12 protein-coding genes are annotated in these 15243 nt (G+C 56.8%); 7 read left to right on the forward strand and 5 right to left on the reverse strand.

Translation table 11 applies throughout. The features are described from left to right. Window positions 1–202: 202 nt before the first annotated feature. Entirely contained in the window at window positions 203–1618 is a 1416-nt protein-coding gene (locus ACJO5Y_RS01915) for a TrkH family potassium uptake protein (RefSeq protein WP_406984727.1), read from the forward strand. Here the strand turns inward: ACJO5Y_RS01915 and ACJO5Y_RS01920 are convergent. From ACJO5Y_RS01920 to ACJO5Y_RS01930, 3 genes are all read right to left on the reverse strand, one after another. Then, a complete protein-coding gene (locus ACJO5Y_RS01920; RefSeq protein ID WP_406984664.1) occupies window positions 1615–1965 on the reverse strand; it encodes a PilZ domain-containing protein in 351 nt (116 codons plus the stop codon). The genes ACJO5Y_RS01915 and ACJO5Y_RS01920 overlap by 4 nt on opposite strands. A 105-nt stretch (window positions 1966–2070) precedes the next feature. Further along, window positions 2071–2733, reverse strand: coding sequence for an alpha/beta hydrolase (locus tag ACJO5Y_RS01925; RefSeq protein WP_406984666.1), 663 nt, complete (start codon window positions 2731–2733; stop codon window positions 2071–2073). A gap of 8 nt (window positions 2734–2741) precedes the next feature. Beyond that, a complete protein-coding gene (locus ACJO5Y_RS01930) occupies window positions 2742–3947 on the reverse strand; it encodes a 1-acyl-sn-glycerol-3-phosphate acyltransferase (RefSeq protein WP_406984668.1) in 1206 nt (401 codons plus the stop codon). Window positions 3948–4117: 170 nt separating this feature from the next. Here ACJO5Y_RS01930 and recQ point away from each other — a divergent pair, with 170 nt between their 5' ends. Together recQ and ACJO5Y_RS01940 are read left to right on the forward strand one after the other, a co-directional pair. Beyond that, complete coding sequence (gene recQ / locus ACJO5Y_RS01935; protein WP_406984729.1) at window positions 4118–5974, forward strand: DNA helicase RecQ; 1857 nt, start codon at window positions 4118–4120, stop codon at window positions 5972–5974. A gap of 142 nt (window positions 5975–6116) precedes the next feature. After that, window positions 6117–7070, forward strand: coding sequence for a transporter substrate-binding domain-containing protein (locus ACJO5Y_RS01940; protein ID WP_406984670.1), 954 nt, complete (start codon window positions 6117–6119; stop codon window positions 7068–7070). Here the strand turns inward: ACJO5Y_RS01940 and ACJO5Y_RS01945 are convergent. Then, on the reverse strand, window positions 7067–8953 hold the full coding sequence (locus ACJO5Y_RS01945) for a methyl-accepting chemotaxis protein (protein WP_406984672.1): 1887 nt from the start codon (window positions 8951–8953) through the stop codon (window positions 7067–7069). The genes ACJO5Y_RS01940 and ACJO5Y_RS01945 overlap by 4 nt on opposite strands. A gap of 171 nt (window positions 8954–9124) precedes the next feature. On the opposite strand from ACJO5Y_RS01945, the gene ACJO5Y_RS01950 reads away from it, so the two are divergent. The 4 genes from ACJO5Y_RS01950 (at window position 9125) to selD (ending at window position 14216) form a co-directional block, all read left to right on the forward strand. Further along, window positions 9125–10645, forward strand: a complete 1521-nt coding sequence (locus ACJO5Y_RS01950) for a GNAT family N-acetyltransferase (protein ID WP_406984673.1) — start codon at window positions 9125–9127, stop codon at window positions 10643–10645. 167 nt (window positions 10646–10812) lie between these two features. After that, complete coding sequence (locus ACJO5Y_RS01955; RefSeq protein WP_406984674.1) at window positions 10813–11211, forward strand: hypothetical protein; 399 nt, start codon at window positions 10813–10815, stop codon at window positions 11209–11211. 45 nt (window positions 11212–11256) lie between these two features. Then, window positions 11257–11940, forward strand: coding sequence for a helix-hairpin-helix domain-containing protein (locus ACJO5Y_RS01960; RefSeq protein ID WP_406984676.1), 684 nt, complete (start codon window positions 11257–11259; stop codon window positions 11938–11940). Continuing rightward, complete coding sequence (gene selD / locus ACJO5Y_RS01965) at window positions 11940–14216, forward strand: selenide, water dikinase SelD (protein ID WP_406984677.1); 2277 nt, start codon at window positions 11940–11942, stop codon at window positions 14214–14216. Before ACJO5Y_RS01960 ends, selD begins: the two co-directional genes overlap by 1 nt. On the opposite strand, the gene senB is transcribed toward selD, so the two are convergent. Then, the gene (gene senB / locus ACJO5Y_RS01970; protein ID WP_406984679.1) at window positions 14200–15183 is read right to left on the reverse strand and encodes a selenoneine biosynthesis selenosugar synthase SenB; all 984 of its coding nucleotides are present in this window, start codon (window positions 15181–15183) and stop codon (window positions 14200–14202) included. The two genes, selD and senB, sit on opposite strands and share 17 nt — an antisense overlap. Window positions 15184–15243 lie beyond the last annotated feature (60 nt).

Here is a 15243-nt window from a genome sequence, read left to right on the forward strand (position 1 = left end):
TACACCAACGATTTAATCCAGCACAAGGATCCGGATTTACCCGATATTTACAGTGATTTAATTCCCCTGCAATACCGCAGGCGCTGGCCCTCGCTACCTTGCGAAAGCCACAGGCCGCATGTATTCTGACGCCGACTCTCTGTTCAGCCGGCTTGAGCTTCCTTTGAGAAACCTTAACCCCGTCATCTTCATTGTCAGCGTCATGTTTGTACTTTTGAGTATTTTCATGACGTTACCAGTAATACTTCTATCAGGTTCTGAAGCGCCCAATGCCATGGCGTTTGCGGAGTCTGCCGCTATTGTGTTCGGTATCGGGATTTTCGGGATTGTGGCCACCTACCGGAAACCGCGGGATCTGAAGCCCCGGTACATGTTTGTCCTGACGGTTTCGAGCTGGTTCATTATTGCCCTGCTCTCGTCTCTGCCGTTCTACCTGAGTGACACCGGTATCTCCATGACGGACGCCCTGTTCGAGGGCACTTCCGGCATTACCACCACCGGTGCAACGGTACTGACAGGCCTCGATACCATGGACCAGGACCTGCTGCTGTGGCGCTCCATCCTGCAATGGATCGGTGGCATCGGGATCATCGGTATGTTCGTTGCCGTACTGCCGTTCCTGCGGGTAGGCGGGATGCGCCTGTTTGCCACGGAGTCCTCGGAGTGGACCGACAAGGCCCTGCCCCGCATGAAGACGCTCAGCCGCGGCCTGCTGCTTGTGTACGTGATATTTTCAGTAACCGCCGTGGTCACCTACTGGCTGTCTGGCATGTCACTGTTTGATGCCTTTAACCATGGCCTCACCAGCATAGCGACCGGTGGCTTCTCAACGTCGGATTCGTCCATGGGCAAATTCGACTCCGACCTGATTCTGCTCCAGGGCAGCCTGTTCATGATGATTGGCAGTATGCCGTTCTTCCTTTTCGTGCGGGAAATGCACGGACAGCACGGTGTGCTTTTCCGGGATCAGCAGGTACGGCTGTTTGTCACTATCCTGCTGGTGATCCCGGCCTTGCTGACCCTTTATCGATGGCATGTCTCGGTCGGGGACTTCGACTTCATCCATGGCTATGTCGCCACGCTGTTTAACGTTACGTCGGTGGTTACCACCACCGGTTACGCCTCCGAGGACTATTCCGCCTGGGGCCCTCTGGCATTTGTTCTGTTCTTCTTCCTGATGTTTGTCGGCGGCTGTTCCGGGTCGACCGCGGGCGGTATGAAAATCTTCCGCTTCCAGCTGTCACTGATTGTTTTGCGGGAACAGCTCATGCGTTTGTTGCACCCACGTGCGGTGCTGACCAGGAACTACAATGGCCGCGCCGTCAGCGACGAGATCATCTCTTCGATGATTGCCTACAGTTTCATTTTCCTGCTTTGCCTGCTTGTCATTACGGTGGCATTGGCAGCCTTGCAACTGGATTTCATCACCAGCATTTCCGGTGCGCTGTCGGCCTTGACCAACGTTGGCCCCGGCCTGGGTGCAATCATTGGTCCGGCAGGGACGTTTGAGTCCCTGCCGGATGCGGCCAAATGGATACTGTCAGTGGGTATGCTGATGGGGCGCCTGGAAATTCTCAGCGTAGTGATCGTGCTATCACCCGCATTCTGGCGCAGTTAAACAGAAGTCCGGCGTATCGGGGGGAAATAGCTGACGGTGTGATGGTGATTCTGCAACCAGGAAAGTAATGCCGAAATTGTAAACCCGTCGTTCTCCACACCGCTGAAATCCACCCCCAAACCCTGGTCCGATTTGCGAACCACCAGACCTCTTAACTTCAGGAACGAGTTTTCGTACTTGTCGGGAAAGCGGAACTCCAGTTCCAGGGTCTGGTTGAGTTGAACGTCCGTGTAGCTGGTCGCAATAAACAGGCCGCGTTCACTGGCATCACGAATCTGCCCCGTGGCCACCGGCATATTGCGCTTGTAGAGCAGAAGCCCCAGTTTCCCGGTTATACGTTTGCTCAAACGGTACTCCATGAAACCTCCTCGAGCCGACAGGCAAAAGCCATGGGTAGGACAGTTATTCATGGAATGATATCCCGGATTTGTCAAATTATCTTTTGATACAGGTCAAAGATTAATTTTCTCTGACAGGAACCGGCCGATATCCTGAACCTCTTCCAGACAGACGCTATGCTCCATCGGATACGTTTCATAACGGGGGTTGTAGCCCATGGCGCGAAGCTTTTCCGTACCTTTCTGCCCCAGGGATTCCGGCACAACGGGATCAAACGTACCGTGATAAGCGTTGATCGGAATATTCCGGTTCGCTTCTGACGGTTTGATGGTCTCAGCCGTGGCAAAATAGGTCGATAGCGCCAGCAGTCCAGCCAGTGGCTTGGGATAGGTCAGGCCCACTTCATAAGCTACTGCCCCACCCTGTGAGAAACCGGCGATGACGATGTTTTCGCTGGGGATGCCGCGCTCAATCTCCCGGTCCACCATACGCGCAACTGCATCAGCGGATGCCAGCAACTGCCCGGTGTCGATAACGCGATCGACATCCATGGCCTTGATGTCGTACCAGGCAGGCATGCTCATGCCACCATTAACGGTGACCGGCATGACAGGCGCGTGGGGAAACAGAAAACGCACGGCCGCGTTAGCGGGCAGCCCCAACTCCGGGACCACCGGCTCGAAGTCGTGGCCGCTTGCACCCAGTCCGTGCAGCCAGATAACGGCCGCGGTCGGGTTGGGATTGGTTTCCAGTTCGATATATTCAAGTTCCTGCACAAAATACCTCAATCGTCGGTGCCGGGTTCGGAAGCGTCGGGATCGTTCGCCTGTAAGGCGGTGACCACCGGATTGGCATACATATCCAGCAAATAAGGACGGATGGCCTCGTCACAGCTTTCCAGTCGCCGCTCCATTTCAGCCTCGGCGGCTTCGAGTTCCGCGGGTGACCAGGTTTCTGCGGTAACCACGGAATCACTCACGGTATCCGGCGTGGTGTGCGCATCCGGGTGGATGCCCCGTTGCCGGTACGCTACCAGGTTGGAAGCATGCAGGTGATAGTTGGCATGCATTTCCCGGTCAATGCGGGCGGAGAGATCCTTGGGGTTACCGGGAGCGTCGGCGATCGGCGTGCCAAAATGCACATGCACGTGGCCCTTGAAACCGGTCAGTCCCTTCATAATCTGATCGGTGTCTTCGCCTGCGGCCTTGGTGTAGCTTCCGGTGCGGGCACGGGTTTCCAGCTCGCGGGCCTTGTCAGCGTCACAGGGATCGTACTCATAGGCGATGGAGACGGGAACGATATGAAGCCGGTTCATGGCTTCCGAGAAATCCAGGCCACTCTTCTTCTTGCTCATGTAGAACATTTTGATGATAGCCGGGTCCGTAAAATCCAGGCCATCCTTCGCCCGCCCTTCCCGTTGGGCAATCCAGATACTGTGATTGGTATCAATGCTGTGATTGATAAAGCTGGACAGCATGATATAGGCGTCGCGCATTTCACGGGGGCTGGTGATGTTCCGGCGTACCACGAAGCTCTTGTTCAGGCGCATCATCTCGGCAAATACCCGGTTCGCAAGCAGGTTGTCACCAATCGCAATGCGGGTTGTATTGAACCCGTTAGCGAACAAAAGGTAGTTCACCACCATGGGATCAAACACGATGTCCCGATGGTTGGAGATGAACAGGTGCGCGGAATGCTTGTTGAGATTCTCGAGACCGCTCTGGGTCACCCGGGTGGTGGTATGGTTCACCAAATCCTCTGCGTACTCAGACACCTTGGCCTGCAGGTCGTCGACCCGATTCAGGTGACCAAAGTTCTTCACCAGCCAGCGTCTGATCCAGATGCGCACTACCCCCGGCGCCCAACGCGCCAGTGTGGGGGATTTGAAGCGGGCGATCATGTCCAGAAAGTCCGGATCATTCACCAGGCGCTTGATAGCAGCGCCGGTTTCTTCGTCCGAATAGGGACGGATGGCATCAAATTCCTGCATGGAGTTCCTGTTGTTTTCAGAGTCAGTCATTGGCGGTGATGACGATAAAAATCGCGGTATTGTAGCGTTAATCAAGGTGTTTTGCCTCTACTGTGCCCGCGAATCTGGTATGATTTCGACCCTTGAACAACATGACACCGACCATTCCCGCATCCTGGCACCGGCAATCCATGGACTTTGATCAGCTGAGCACAGAACGCCCGACCCTCTCCCGGAAAGACCCCGAACAGGTCCTGCATGAGGTTTTTGGTTACGAAACCTTCCGCCCCCTGCAGGGAGACATCATCCACGAAGTGGTCAATGGCGGAGACGCCCTGGTCCTGATGCCGACCGGCGGGGGTAAATCCCTTTGCTATCAGGTGCCGGCTCTGGTGCGCCCCGGTACCGCTGTGGTGATCTCTCCGCTGATTGCGCTGATGCAGGACCAGGTGGCTGCTCTGAACGAACTGGGTGTACGTGCGGCGTTCCTGAATTCAACGATGGATTTCGCCCAGGCCAGGGATACTGAAAACGCGCTGATGACCGGTGAGCTGGATCTGCTTTATTGCGCGCCGGAGCGTTTGATACAGCCACGGACCATCGATCTTCTCCACAACGCGTCGATCTCCCTGTTTGCCATCGACGAAGCCCACTGCGTATCCCAATGGGGGCACGACTTCCGCTCCGATTACCTGGAGCTGAGCCTATTGGCGGAGCAGTTTCCGGGTGTTCCCCGAATTGCACTGACAGCAACTGCAGATGAACGGACCCGTAAGGAAATCGCAGAGCGCCTGTCGCTGACCAATGCCCGTCACTTCGTAAGCGGCTTTGATCGCCCGAATATTCAGTATCGAATTTCACCAAAAACAAATGCCAACAAGCAGTTGCTGGATTTTATTAAAGCAGAACATGATGGTGATTGCGGCATCGTCTATTGCCTGTCCCGCAACAAGGTGGATGCCACTGCGCGTATGCTGGCGGACAAGGGATACACCGCTCTCCCCTACCACGCGGGGTTAAGCGGCCCGGAACGCGCCCGTAATCAGGAACGCTTTCTGCGGGAGGATGGGGTCATTGTTGTCGCCACCATCGCGTTCGGCATGGGTATCGATAAGCCGGACGTGCGCTTCGTTGCCCACCTTGATCTCCCCAAAAGCCTTGAAGCTTACTACCAGGAGACCGGGCGTGCCGGACGTGACGGCAAACCCTCAACCGCCTGGATGGTCTACGGCCTGCAGGATGTCATCAAGCTCCGGCAGATGCTGGAAGCGTCCATGGGGAACGACCATTTCAAGCGGGTCGAGCGGCAAAAACTGGATGCCATGCTTGGGCTGTGTGAGGTCACCAGCTGCCGTCGTCAGGTTCTGCTGCGGTATTTTGGAGACGTTCTGGAGCAACCCTGCGGGAATTGCGATACCTGCCTGAATCCGCCGGATACCTGGGACGGCACGGTGGCGGTTCAGAAGGCATTGTCCTGCGTGTTCAGGACGGGCCAGCGTTATGGCGTCACCTACCTGATCGACGTGCTAAGGGGATCTGAAAACGAGCGCATCCGCCAGTTTGGCCATGACAGGGTCTCCACCTATGGCATCGGCACGGAGCTCTCGGTGAGCGAATGGAAGTCGGTGTTTCGGCAGCTGGTCGCCAATGGCCATTTGCGGGCCGATCCTGAAGGTTACGGCTCTCTCCAGCTCACGGAACAATGCCGTCCTCTTCTGAAGGGCAAAGAGCCGATCCAGTTGCGCAAGGATCCGGCGCCGGTCAAATCGTCCGGTCGAGCCAGCTCCGGCAGCGCTCGCGCAAAAATAAGCGATCAGATTACCGACCAGGCTGGATGGGATGCGTTAAGGGCCTGTCGCAAGTCGCTGGCAGAACAGCAGGGTGTTCCGCCCTACGTTATATTCCACGACACGACCTTGTTCGACATGCTGGAGCGGCGGCCCGCAACCCTCTCCGAGCTGGCCGAAGTAAACGGCGTAGGGGCCGCCAAGCTGGAAAAGTATGGTGAGATTTTCCTGCAGACGCTGAGTGAACTCAGCCAAAGCTGACCCCTATCTGTTTCCGGCCTGTTCTGCGTAAGAGATTCTTTTACAGTTTTTTAGAATCAGGTCCAGCCTTGTCAGCAGTTTATGCTCTAAACTGGTTACGAACCTACTTTCCCGCAACACGGATGCACGGAGAAAGACTGATATGGCAAGAAGCACCCGACAGCCTCCAGCAAGGAGATCCCAGCCACTGAGGCTTGTTCTCGGGGTGCTTCTGATTGCCCTCGCCTGGACCACCCAGAGCCTGGCTGAGATCCGGAACGCCGCCTACGAGCCTCCGGCGCAAAGGGAGTACAAATTCTGGTACCGGAATTACGACAACCCGGCAATTCGCGCACTGCTGGAGCTGGCCCTCGAGAAAACACCGGAGTACGGGGATTTCCGGATCATCCGCAGCGAAGAAATGGGCCAGGGCCGGGTATTGAGAGAGTTGTCCCGCTCCCGCACCAGTCTTATAGACATTGCCAATGTTGCCAGCAGCAGTAAGCGGGAATCGGAACTCCTGGCGATTCCCATCCCGATTGACGGCGGCCTGCTGGGGTTCCGGGTTTGCGTGGTACTGCCCCACGCCCTGCCTTTATTTGAAGGGGTCAGTTCGATTGACGATCTGAAGGATCGGGGCATTCGTATCGGCCAGGGACTGCACTGGCCGGACACCGACATCCTTGGGGCGAACGACATTTCGGTGGTCACCCACACCCGCTACGAAATCCTCTTTCGGATGTTGCGTAATGACCGGTTTGACTGTTTTGCCCGGGGGGTCAGCGAGGTCATGTTTGACCTGGAAATCGAGAACGATCCTGATCTGGTCATTGAGCCCTCGCTGATGCTCGCCTATCCCATGCCTTCTTACTTCTTTACCGCGCCGCACGACTATCTGACGGCTCACCGCGTGCAACTGGGTATGGAGCGGGCTATTCTGGACGGCAGCTTTGCCCGGTACCTGGCGGATTACTATAGCAAGCCGATCGAGGAACTGGCGCTGGATCGGCGCAAGGTGATTGTGCTCAGGAATCCCTTCCTGAGCGAGGAGTCACGAATGGTGGGGCGCCATACTCTGGACAACCTCCACCGCCGTCTTAAAGTACTAAGCCGTTAAACCCGGAACCGGGATACGTTCTGGCTCAGGGTATTGCCAATGGACTCGATCTCGCCGCTGTACACATCGTTTTCACTGGCGGCGGTGGCGGCCTCCTGCCCCTGATCCGCAATGCGGGTAATGGAGGAATTCAGTTCTTCGGTCACCGACGTCTGCTCTTCCGAAGCGGTGGCGATCTGGGACGTCATCTGGCTGATCGACGTAATCGCCTCGGCGATTCGGTTCAGCGCTTCCATCGCGTCCTGTGCTTTTTCCATGCTGACATTGGAAACCGCGGTGGATGCTTTCATGACATTAACGGCGTTGTTGGCGCCTTTTTGCAGCCGCTCAATCATGTTGTTGATTTCTTCCGTGCTGTCCTGGGTTCGGCTGGCGAGGTTCCGAACCTCATCCGCCACCACGGCGAAGCCCCGTCCTGCGTCGCCCGCACGCGCAGCTTCAATGGCGGCATTCAGGGCAAGCAGGTTGGTTTGCTCAGCAATGCCCTGAATGACTTCCAGCACCGAGGTGATATCACTGACATCCCGCCCCAGGGTGTCGATCACCTCAGCGGCAGAGGCAATTTCCCTCGACAACTTCTGCACTGCGTCCCGGGAAGCCTCAACCGTTTCCAGTGAGGCACGGCTGTCGCTATCCGCCGTGTTGGCTGCGTCAGCGGTCTGCTGGGCAGACTGGGCAATCTCGCCGGCCGCAGCAGACATTTCGTTGATCGCCGTCGCCACCATGTCGATCTCACTCTGCTGGCTTTCCACGCTGCTGCGACTGGTGCTGGCAGTCTGGCGCAGGGATGTCACGTTGTCCTTGAGCTCTCCGGTGCCCCTCTGGACATCGCGGACTACCTCCTGAATGTTGCCGACAAAACTGTTAAAACTGCGGGCCAGGAGACCAAACTCATCCTTAGCGCTGTCATCCAGTCTCTGGGTCAGGTCGGCATCACCGCTGGCAATGTCCTCCATGGCCCGGTTCAGCCGATGAACCGGCGCCATCAACACGCGAATGCCGAAGTGCAGCACCAGCAGTGAAATCACCAGACCAACCAGCGCGATGATGATGCCTGTCACCCGGGCAGCAGCCACCGGCTCATGGATCATGTCTTCGTTTACGAATGTGCCGAGGTACCAGTCAACGCCCCGCGCGCCGCTGATGGCGTGAAAGCTGGCGCTCCAGTTCTCGTCGTTTACTTCATAGTTGTGTTCGTTGCCGTCCAGGTTCGGGGACTGGCCGATCAGTTTTTTGATGCTCTCACCGATCAGTTCTTCGTTTGGATGGAACAACACCGTGCCGTCAGCGCTGATCAGAGAGGCGTACCCGGTGCCCGCAAGCGTGACCTCGGACAGGGTTTCCTCTACGGTTTTAAGAGCGATATCGCCGCCAACAACCCCCCGGTAGCTACCGGATTTAACCGGAGCCAGCGTGGTGATGATCGTATTGCCGGTAATCACATCCCTGTACGGCTCGGTGAATGAGGCTCGGCCCAGGTCCATTGCGATCTGGTACCAGGGGCGGGTTCTGGGGTCAAAGTCGGACGGCAGGCCGGCGCTGTCTTTCTCGGTTTTCATCAGCATGTAACCGTCTTCACGACCGACATAGACATCCTTGAAACCACCCCCCGTGGTGGCGGATTGCAGTAGCACCCTTGCCTGCCGGTCCGTGCGCATGTCTTCCATGGATTTGGCCACAGCCTCTGTCATTGTCAGCCGCGTGTTGAGCCAATCGGCAATGCCTGATGTACTTTGTGCCACTGCCTCGTCAATCAAGGCGTCCACGTAGGTTTCGGTGGTGTCCTGAAGCCGGAGGTTTCCGGACCAAGTGAAAGCGACCATCACCAGAATTAACAGGACGCCGAAAGCGGTGAGCAGTTTTTGACCAAACGTCAGTTGCACGGATAAATCTCCAATGGAAGTTGCTGAGGCGTTATTCAGGGGTTATTAAGTCTTTCGGCGGGAAATGCGAAGTCTTTAATGCCTTCTGATAAAATCACGTCGGTAGCTTGGTTTATTGTAAGCAGAGCTTGAACTAAATTCCTTTATTAATTGTTACGGGAGCCTCCCTGTATGGCCCACGAAGAGCTGCACCTTAACCTCCGCAATCTCACTCTGGACGATTACGAAGAGCTCCAGCAGCTGATGGATCTGATCTACGATGATATCGGCGGGGCCTGGCCAAGGGAGACCATCAAGGCGCTGGTGGAGCAATTCCCCGACGGGCAGATCTGCATTGAGGACTCCGGGGAACTGATCGCGGTGGCACTCACTGTGTGCGTGAAGTACGAGCGATTCAGCAACCCCCACACCTACGACGACCTGATCCTCCGGAACGAAAAGATCTGGCACAACCCGAAGGGCGATTCCCTATACGGTCTGGATGTATTTATTCACCCGGAGTACCGCGGTTACCGGCTGGGACGTCGGCTCTACGAGGCCCGCAAGGAACTTTGCCGGTCGATGAACCTGCGCGCTATTCTCGCCGGCGGCCGGATTCCCAGTTACTACAAGTACGCGGATCAATACTCGCCAGAGGAGTACATCCAGCGGGTGGACCGCAAGGAAATCTTCGATCCGATCCTTACTTTCCAGCTCTCCAATGATTTCCAGGTTACCCGGCTGATGCATAAATACCTGCCGGAAGACGAGAAGTCCCTGGGATACGCCACCCTGCTGGAATGGCGGAACATTCTTTATACGCCGCCCTCGGCCGTACTGAACGTCAAGAAAACCCAGGTTCGTCTGGGCGCAGTGCAATGGCAGATGCGTGAGTTCACTTCCGTTGAGGAAGTGCTCAAGCAGGTGGAATACTTCGTGGACGCCCTGTCTGACTACAAAAGTGATATCGCGCTGTTTCCCGAATTTTTCAACGCGCCATTGATGGGGCTGACGGATCAGATGGACCAGACCAGGGCGATTCGGTTCCTGGCCGGGTTTACCGAACAGTTCCGCAATGAAATGTCCGAAATGGCGGTGAGTTACAACATCAACATTATTACCGGCTCCATGCCGCTGCTGGAGAATGACCGGGTTTATAATGTGTCCTACCTGTGCCATCGGGACGGACGGGTTGATGAGCAACGAAAAATCCACATCACGCCCCACGAACGCCGTGACTGGGTGATTGAAGGCGGAGACCAGTTCGAGGTATTCGATACCGACGCCGGCCGTGTCGCCATCATGATCTGCTATGACATCGAATTCCCGGAGTTGGGGCGCATCGCCGCCAGTCAGGATGTCGATATCATCTGCGTGCCTTTCTGGACCGATACCAAGAACGGCTACCTGAGGGTTCGGCATTGCGCCCAGGCGCGGGCCATCGAGAATGAATGCTATGTTGTCATTACCGGCAGCGTTGGTAACCTGCCCAAGGTGGATAACCTGGACGTCCAGTATGCCCAGTCATCCGTGTTCTCACCCTCTGACTTTGCGTTTCCCCACGATGCGGTGATGGCGGAAACCACGCCAAACACGGAAATGATCATGTTTTCCGATATGGATCTGGAGAAGCTCAAACTGGTTCGCAACGAGGGCTCGGTCACCAATCTCAAGGACCGACGTACAGATATGTATGATATTAAAACCTTTTGATTTGGCCCGGATAGACTCCTCAGGCAGTTGATGAACTGCCTGAGAGGGTTATCGTATAACGCTGACGCCGTTGCCAAATCTGCCAAGTGTGGCTATTGTTTAATCATTCAACTACGGTTTATTCATACCGGATGCGGTCCGGCCCCGGAAAATCCGAGAACTTTTTCATGAATGAAGCACTACCAGATCTGATTGCTCGCTTTCGCATCAAGCGCGGCCTGTTTCGCAAGGAAACGGTTGAAGCATCGCTATTTGAGCTCGATAACTACGGTTGTGTGATGAAAACAGACAAGGTGTTTAACCCGGGCGATACCGTCATCCTGGACCTGATCATGGACATGCCGTTTGAGAACATCGAGGCGGAAGGCATATCAGGGCTCGTCACAGAACGCAGAAAACACTGCAGCAATTACTTTTATGCCATTGATTTTATTGAATTTGACGGCTCAAATTCTTCCCCGGCTGCCGACAAACTCCGGCGCATTCGGGATGTTGTCATTAAAAAGCAGTCCCTGAAATCACGACGTTCCTCCGGGCCAGCTTCAGGTTTACAGCAAACGGCCTGACCAAGCACGACCTCACTTCGCTCAAACCGTAAGGAGACAGTCTTCATGGCCAAAAAAGCCAACAAGCCAAGCGTGGATAAAATTGTCAAAAAGGTAAACAAGGAGTTCGATAAAACGTCTTCCCAGATTGAAAACCTGATCAATGATGCTCTCAAGCAGTTTGATAGCCTTCAGAACCAGATCCAGGAACCGGTACGCAAACTACTGAAAGAAGTGGATGAACTTCGCGATCGGGAAATGAAGCGTTTCAACGAGGAATTCGAACGCCGGCTGAAGGAATTCCATGAATTGCAGAACAGCATCCTTGATCGCCTGGGCATTGCCAGCAAGGAAGCCAGCGAGGAAGTGAAGAAAACCGCTGACACGGCATCGGCCAGGGTCAGCGCGGCCAAGCCGAAAAAAGCAGCCTCAAAGCCGGCTGCCAAGAGCCCCGCCAAGGCCAGGAAAGCGCCCGCGAAATCCGCGACCAAGGCCAAGGCCAAAACGCCGGCAAAGAACGCCCCGGCCAATAAGGCACCTGCAAAAAAGGCGGCCAAGCCTGCAAACAAGAACGATCTGACTCGCGTCAAGGGTATCGGCCCCGCGACGGCAAAGAAGATGCAGGATGCAGGTATTACCTCCATCGAGCAGATTGCCACTCCCTCCGATGCGGATAACGAAAAGCTGCAAGCCTTCTCAAAAATGAAAGGATTCGCGACGCTGTCTGACGAAGCCAAGAAAGTGCTCTGATGCGAACGCCTGAGCAGCCTGTATTACGGGATATTGTCCTGATTGGCGGCGGGCACAGTCACGTCGGGGTTCTTAAGCGGTTTGCCATGAATCCTGTGCCGGGTGTCCGGTTGACGCTGATTTGCCGTGACACCCACACCCCCTACTCCGGCATGCTTCCGGGGTATGTGGCTGGGCATTATTCCTACGACGACGTCCACATTGACCTTAGCCGGCTGGCCGAATACGCCGGAGCCCGCTTCTACCGCGACGAAGCCATAGGCCTCGACAGGGATCGAAAGCGGGTCATCTGTAAAACCCGTCCGGACGTGCCCTACGATCTCCTGTCCATCAATATCGGCTCATCTCCCCGGGTTGAAGATGTGTCAGGTGCCGCCGAACATGCGGTACCCGTCAAGCCGATTAACAATTTCAACAGCCGCTGGCTGGCACTGCTGTCACGCCTGGAGAACCATCAGGGGCCGATGACAGTTGCGGTGGTCGGTGCTGGCGCCGGTGGCGTGGAGCTGACGCTGGCCATGCAGTTCCGCCTGCGGAACGAACTGAGACAGCGCGGGCTTGACCCGGATCAGCTGCACTTTCATCTGTTTGATGCAGAGAACGTGATCCTGCCGACCCATAACGCCAAGGTGCGTGCTGTATTCGCCGAAAAGCTCAGCAGCCGCGGGGTGAAGGTCCATTTGGGAACCGCTGTCTCTGAAGTGGAAGCCGGACGACTTCAAACCGCGAATGGCGACACTTTCGATGTTGACGAAGTGTTGTGGGTCACCCGCGCCGGAGGTCCCGCCTGGCTGAAAGACACTGGCCTGGCGCTCGATGACGGCGGTTTCATACGGGTCAGGGATACCCTGCAAACGGAAACCGACGACGCCATCCTCGCCGCCGGTGATATCGCCAATGTGGTCAATCATCCCCGGGAAAAGGCTGGCGTGTTTGCTGTCCGTCAGGGCCCTCCCCTGGCAGACAACCTCAAACGTCTGGCTACGGGCAAGTCCGCGAAGAACTTTCATCCCCAGAAGAAATGGCTGGCGCTGATCAGCACCGGTGACAAGTTTGCCGTCGCCTCCCGGGGCGACCTGTCCTTCGCGGGTTCCTGGGTGTGGCGCTGGAAGGACTGGATCGACCGGCGCTTCATGGACAAGTTCAGTGATCTGCCACCCATGGAAGACACTGGCAAGTTACCGGACACAGCCGCCGCCCAGAGCGCGGAGGAAGCGTCCCAGGCCATTTCCGCTGTCGCCATGCGCTGCGGCGGGTGTGGCGCCAAGGTTGGCAGCACGGTGCTGTCACGGGCCCTTGGTGAACTGAAGCCCATCGAGCGGGATGACATCATCATCGGCCTGCACGCGCCCGATGACGCGGCGGTGCTCAGGGTGCCGCCGGGAAAGGCCGTGGTTCACACGGTCGATTTCTTCCGCGCATTCATTGATGACCCGTACATCTTTGGTCAGGTCGCGGCGAACCACAGTCTTGGTGATGTCTTCGCCATGGGGGCCGAAGCGCAGAGCGCCACCGCCGTTGCGACCGTGCCCTATGGCATCGAATCCAAGGTGGAAGATGTGGTGTACCAGATGATGTCCGGTGCCGTTGAAGTGTTAAACGATGCAGGCTGTGCCCTGGTGGGAGGCCATACCGGCGAAGGCCGGGAACTGGCCCTGGGGTTTGCCGTCAACGGCCTGATTGATCCGGAAGAGGTGATGAGCAAAGGCGGCCTTAAGGCCGGTGATGCGTTGATACTGACCAAGCCCATTGGCACCGGAACCCTGTTTGCCGCCCATGCAAGACTCGCCGCGAAAGGACGTTGGATCGATTCGGCGCTCACCTCCATGATCCAGTCCAACAAGAGTGCGGCCCAGTGTTTGCGGAAGTACGGGTCGAAAGCCTGTACCGACGTAACCGGGTTTGGCCTGCTTGGCCACCTGGTGGAGATGACACGGCCCTCGGGTGTCGATGCGGAACTGGACCTGTCCGCCATTCCGGTGTTGCCCGGCGCCGAGGAAACGGCCGCGGCCGGCATCCTGAGTTCGTTGCAACCGGCCAACATCCGCCTGCGCCGGGGTATTCGCGATCAGGATAAATGGGTAAAGCACCCACGTTATCCGCTGATCTTTGATCCCCAGACCGCCGGAGGTCTGCTCGCCAGTGTGCCGGCGGACGTAGCCGACGACTGTGTGCGGGAACTCAAGGCCATGGGCTATCCCCACACCGCGCTCATAGGCCGGGTGACGCCCCAGGACGAAAGCGGCCCCATAGAACCGATCAGCCTTCGGGACTGATCCTCTGCTTGCTGTTGGCGATGGCCTGCTCTATTGCCAACAGCAAGGACGTCTGTTCCGCTTCCGGAACGAAACTACCCGCCAGAGCTTCCACATGCTGACGCAATTGCGACAGGTAGTCCGATGACGTCTCCGCCCGTGACATCAACTGCGCCAGGTGCTGTTCGTCCTTTACCCGAAAATAGCCAGGATAGTCGTTCCCCAGCAGTCCCCGGTTTCCAGGAATATCCGAAGCCAGTATGGGCAGGCCCGCCCGGCACGCTTCCGAGACCACGTTGGCGCCGCCCTCCATCACCGAACTGATGACCATCAACCGTGACCGGGCCATCAGCGCGTCTGTTGCGGGCTTGTCCAGTTCACCCAGCCACTGAAAACGGGGGTTCCGGGCCTGCTCGGCTTCAGCCATGCGTTGCCAACGGTCTGTGTGGGGCTTACCGGCATTGAACACCCGTATCCGGGAGTTCTCGGGCAGGTAATGGCAGGCCAGCGCCGCCCGCAGTGGATCCTTTTCGTCCCGTAAATGGCCAACCACACAGATATCAAAGTAGTCATCATCAGCTTCGGCAGGTGTAATCAGCCCAGCGGACTGTAACACCGTGACCAGTTTCGATCGAAAAGCGTCCGGGATGTCCTCGGCCACCCGATGGTGCAGACCGATAACCGCATCCGCCAACGCCATCGACTGCCGGGTGTCGTGCGGAAATGCGTGTTGATGGTGATAGATATCAGTGCCGGTCAGCACGGTGATCACCGGTACTCCCGGATGGTCCCGACGGAACTTGCGGATGGCTTGATGACTGCGCCAGGCGTGGAGTGCAATGAACACATCACAGGGTTCCGGGGATAATTCTGTGACCACAGACACCCGATGACCTGCCTTCTGCAATAATCTTGACCAACGCTCCGCCGTAGCCCGGTTGCCGGCCCGTGAACCTGGTGGTGCAGGTGTCAGAATCTGGATATGCATTGTTCGGCCTTCTGCCTAATCATATTCTTGTTGGCGGTCCTGATCCGCGAGCGCTGACCC

Origin of the sequence: Marinobacter alkalisoli (genome assembly GCF_045449855.1) — a bacterium.
In the GTDB taxonomy this organism is placed as follows: domain Bacteria; phylum Pseudomonadota; class Gammaproteobacteria; order Pseudomonadales; family Oleiphilaceae; genus Marinobacter.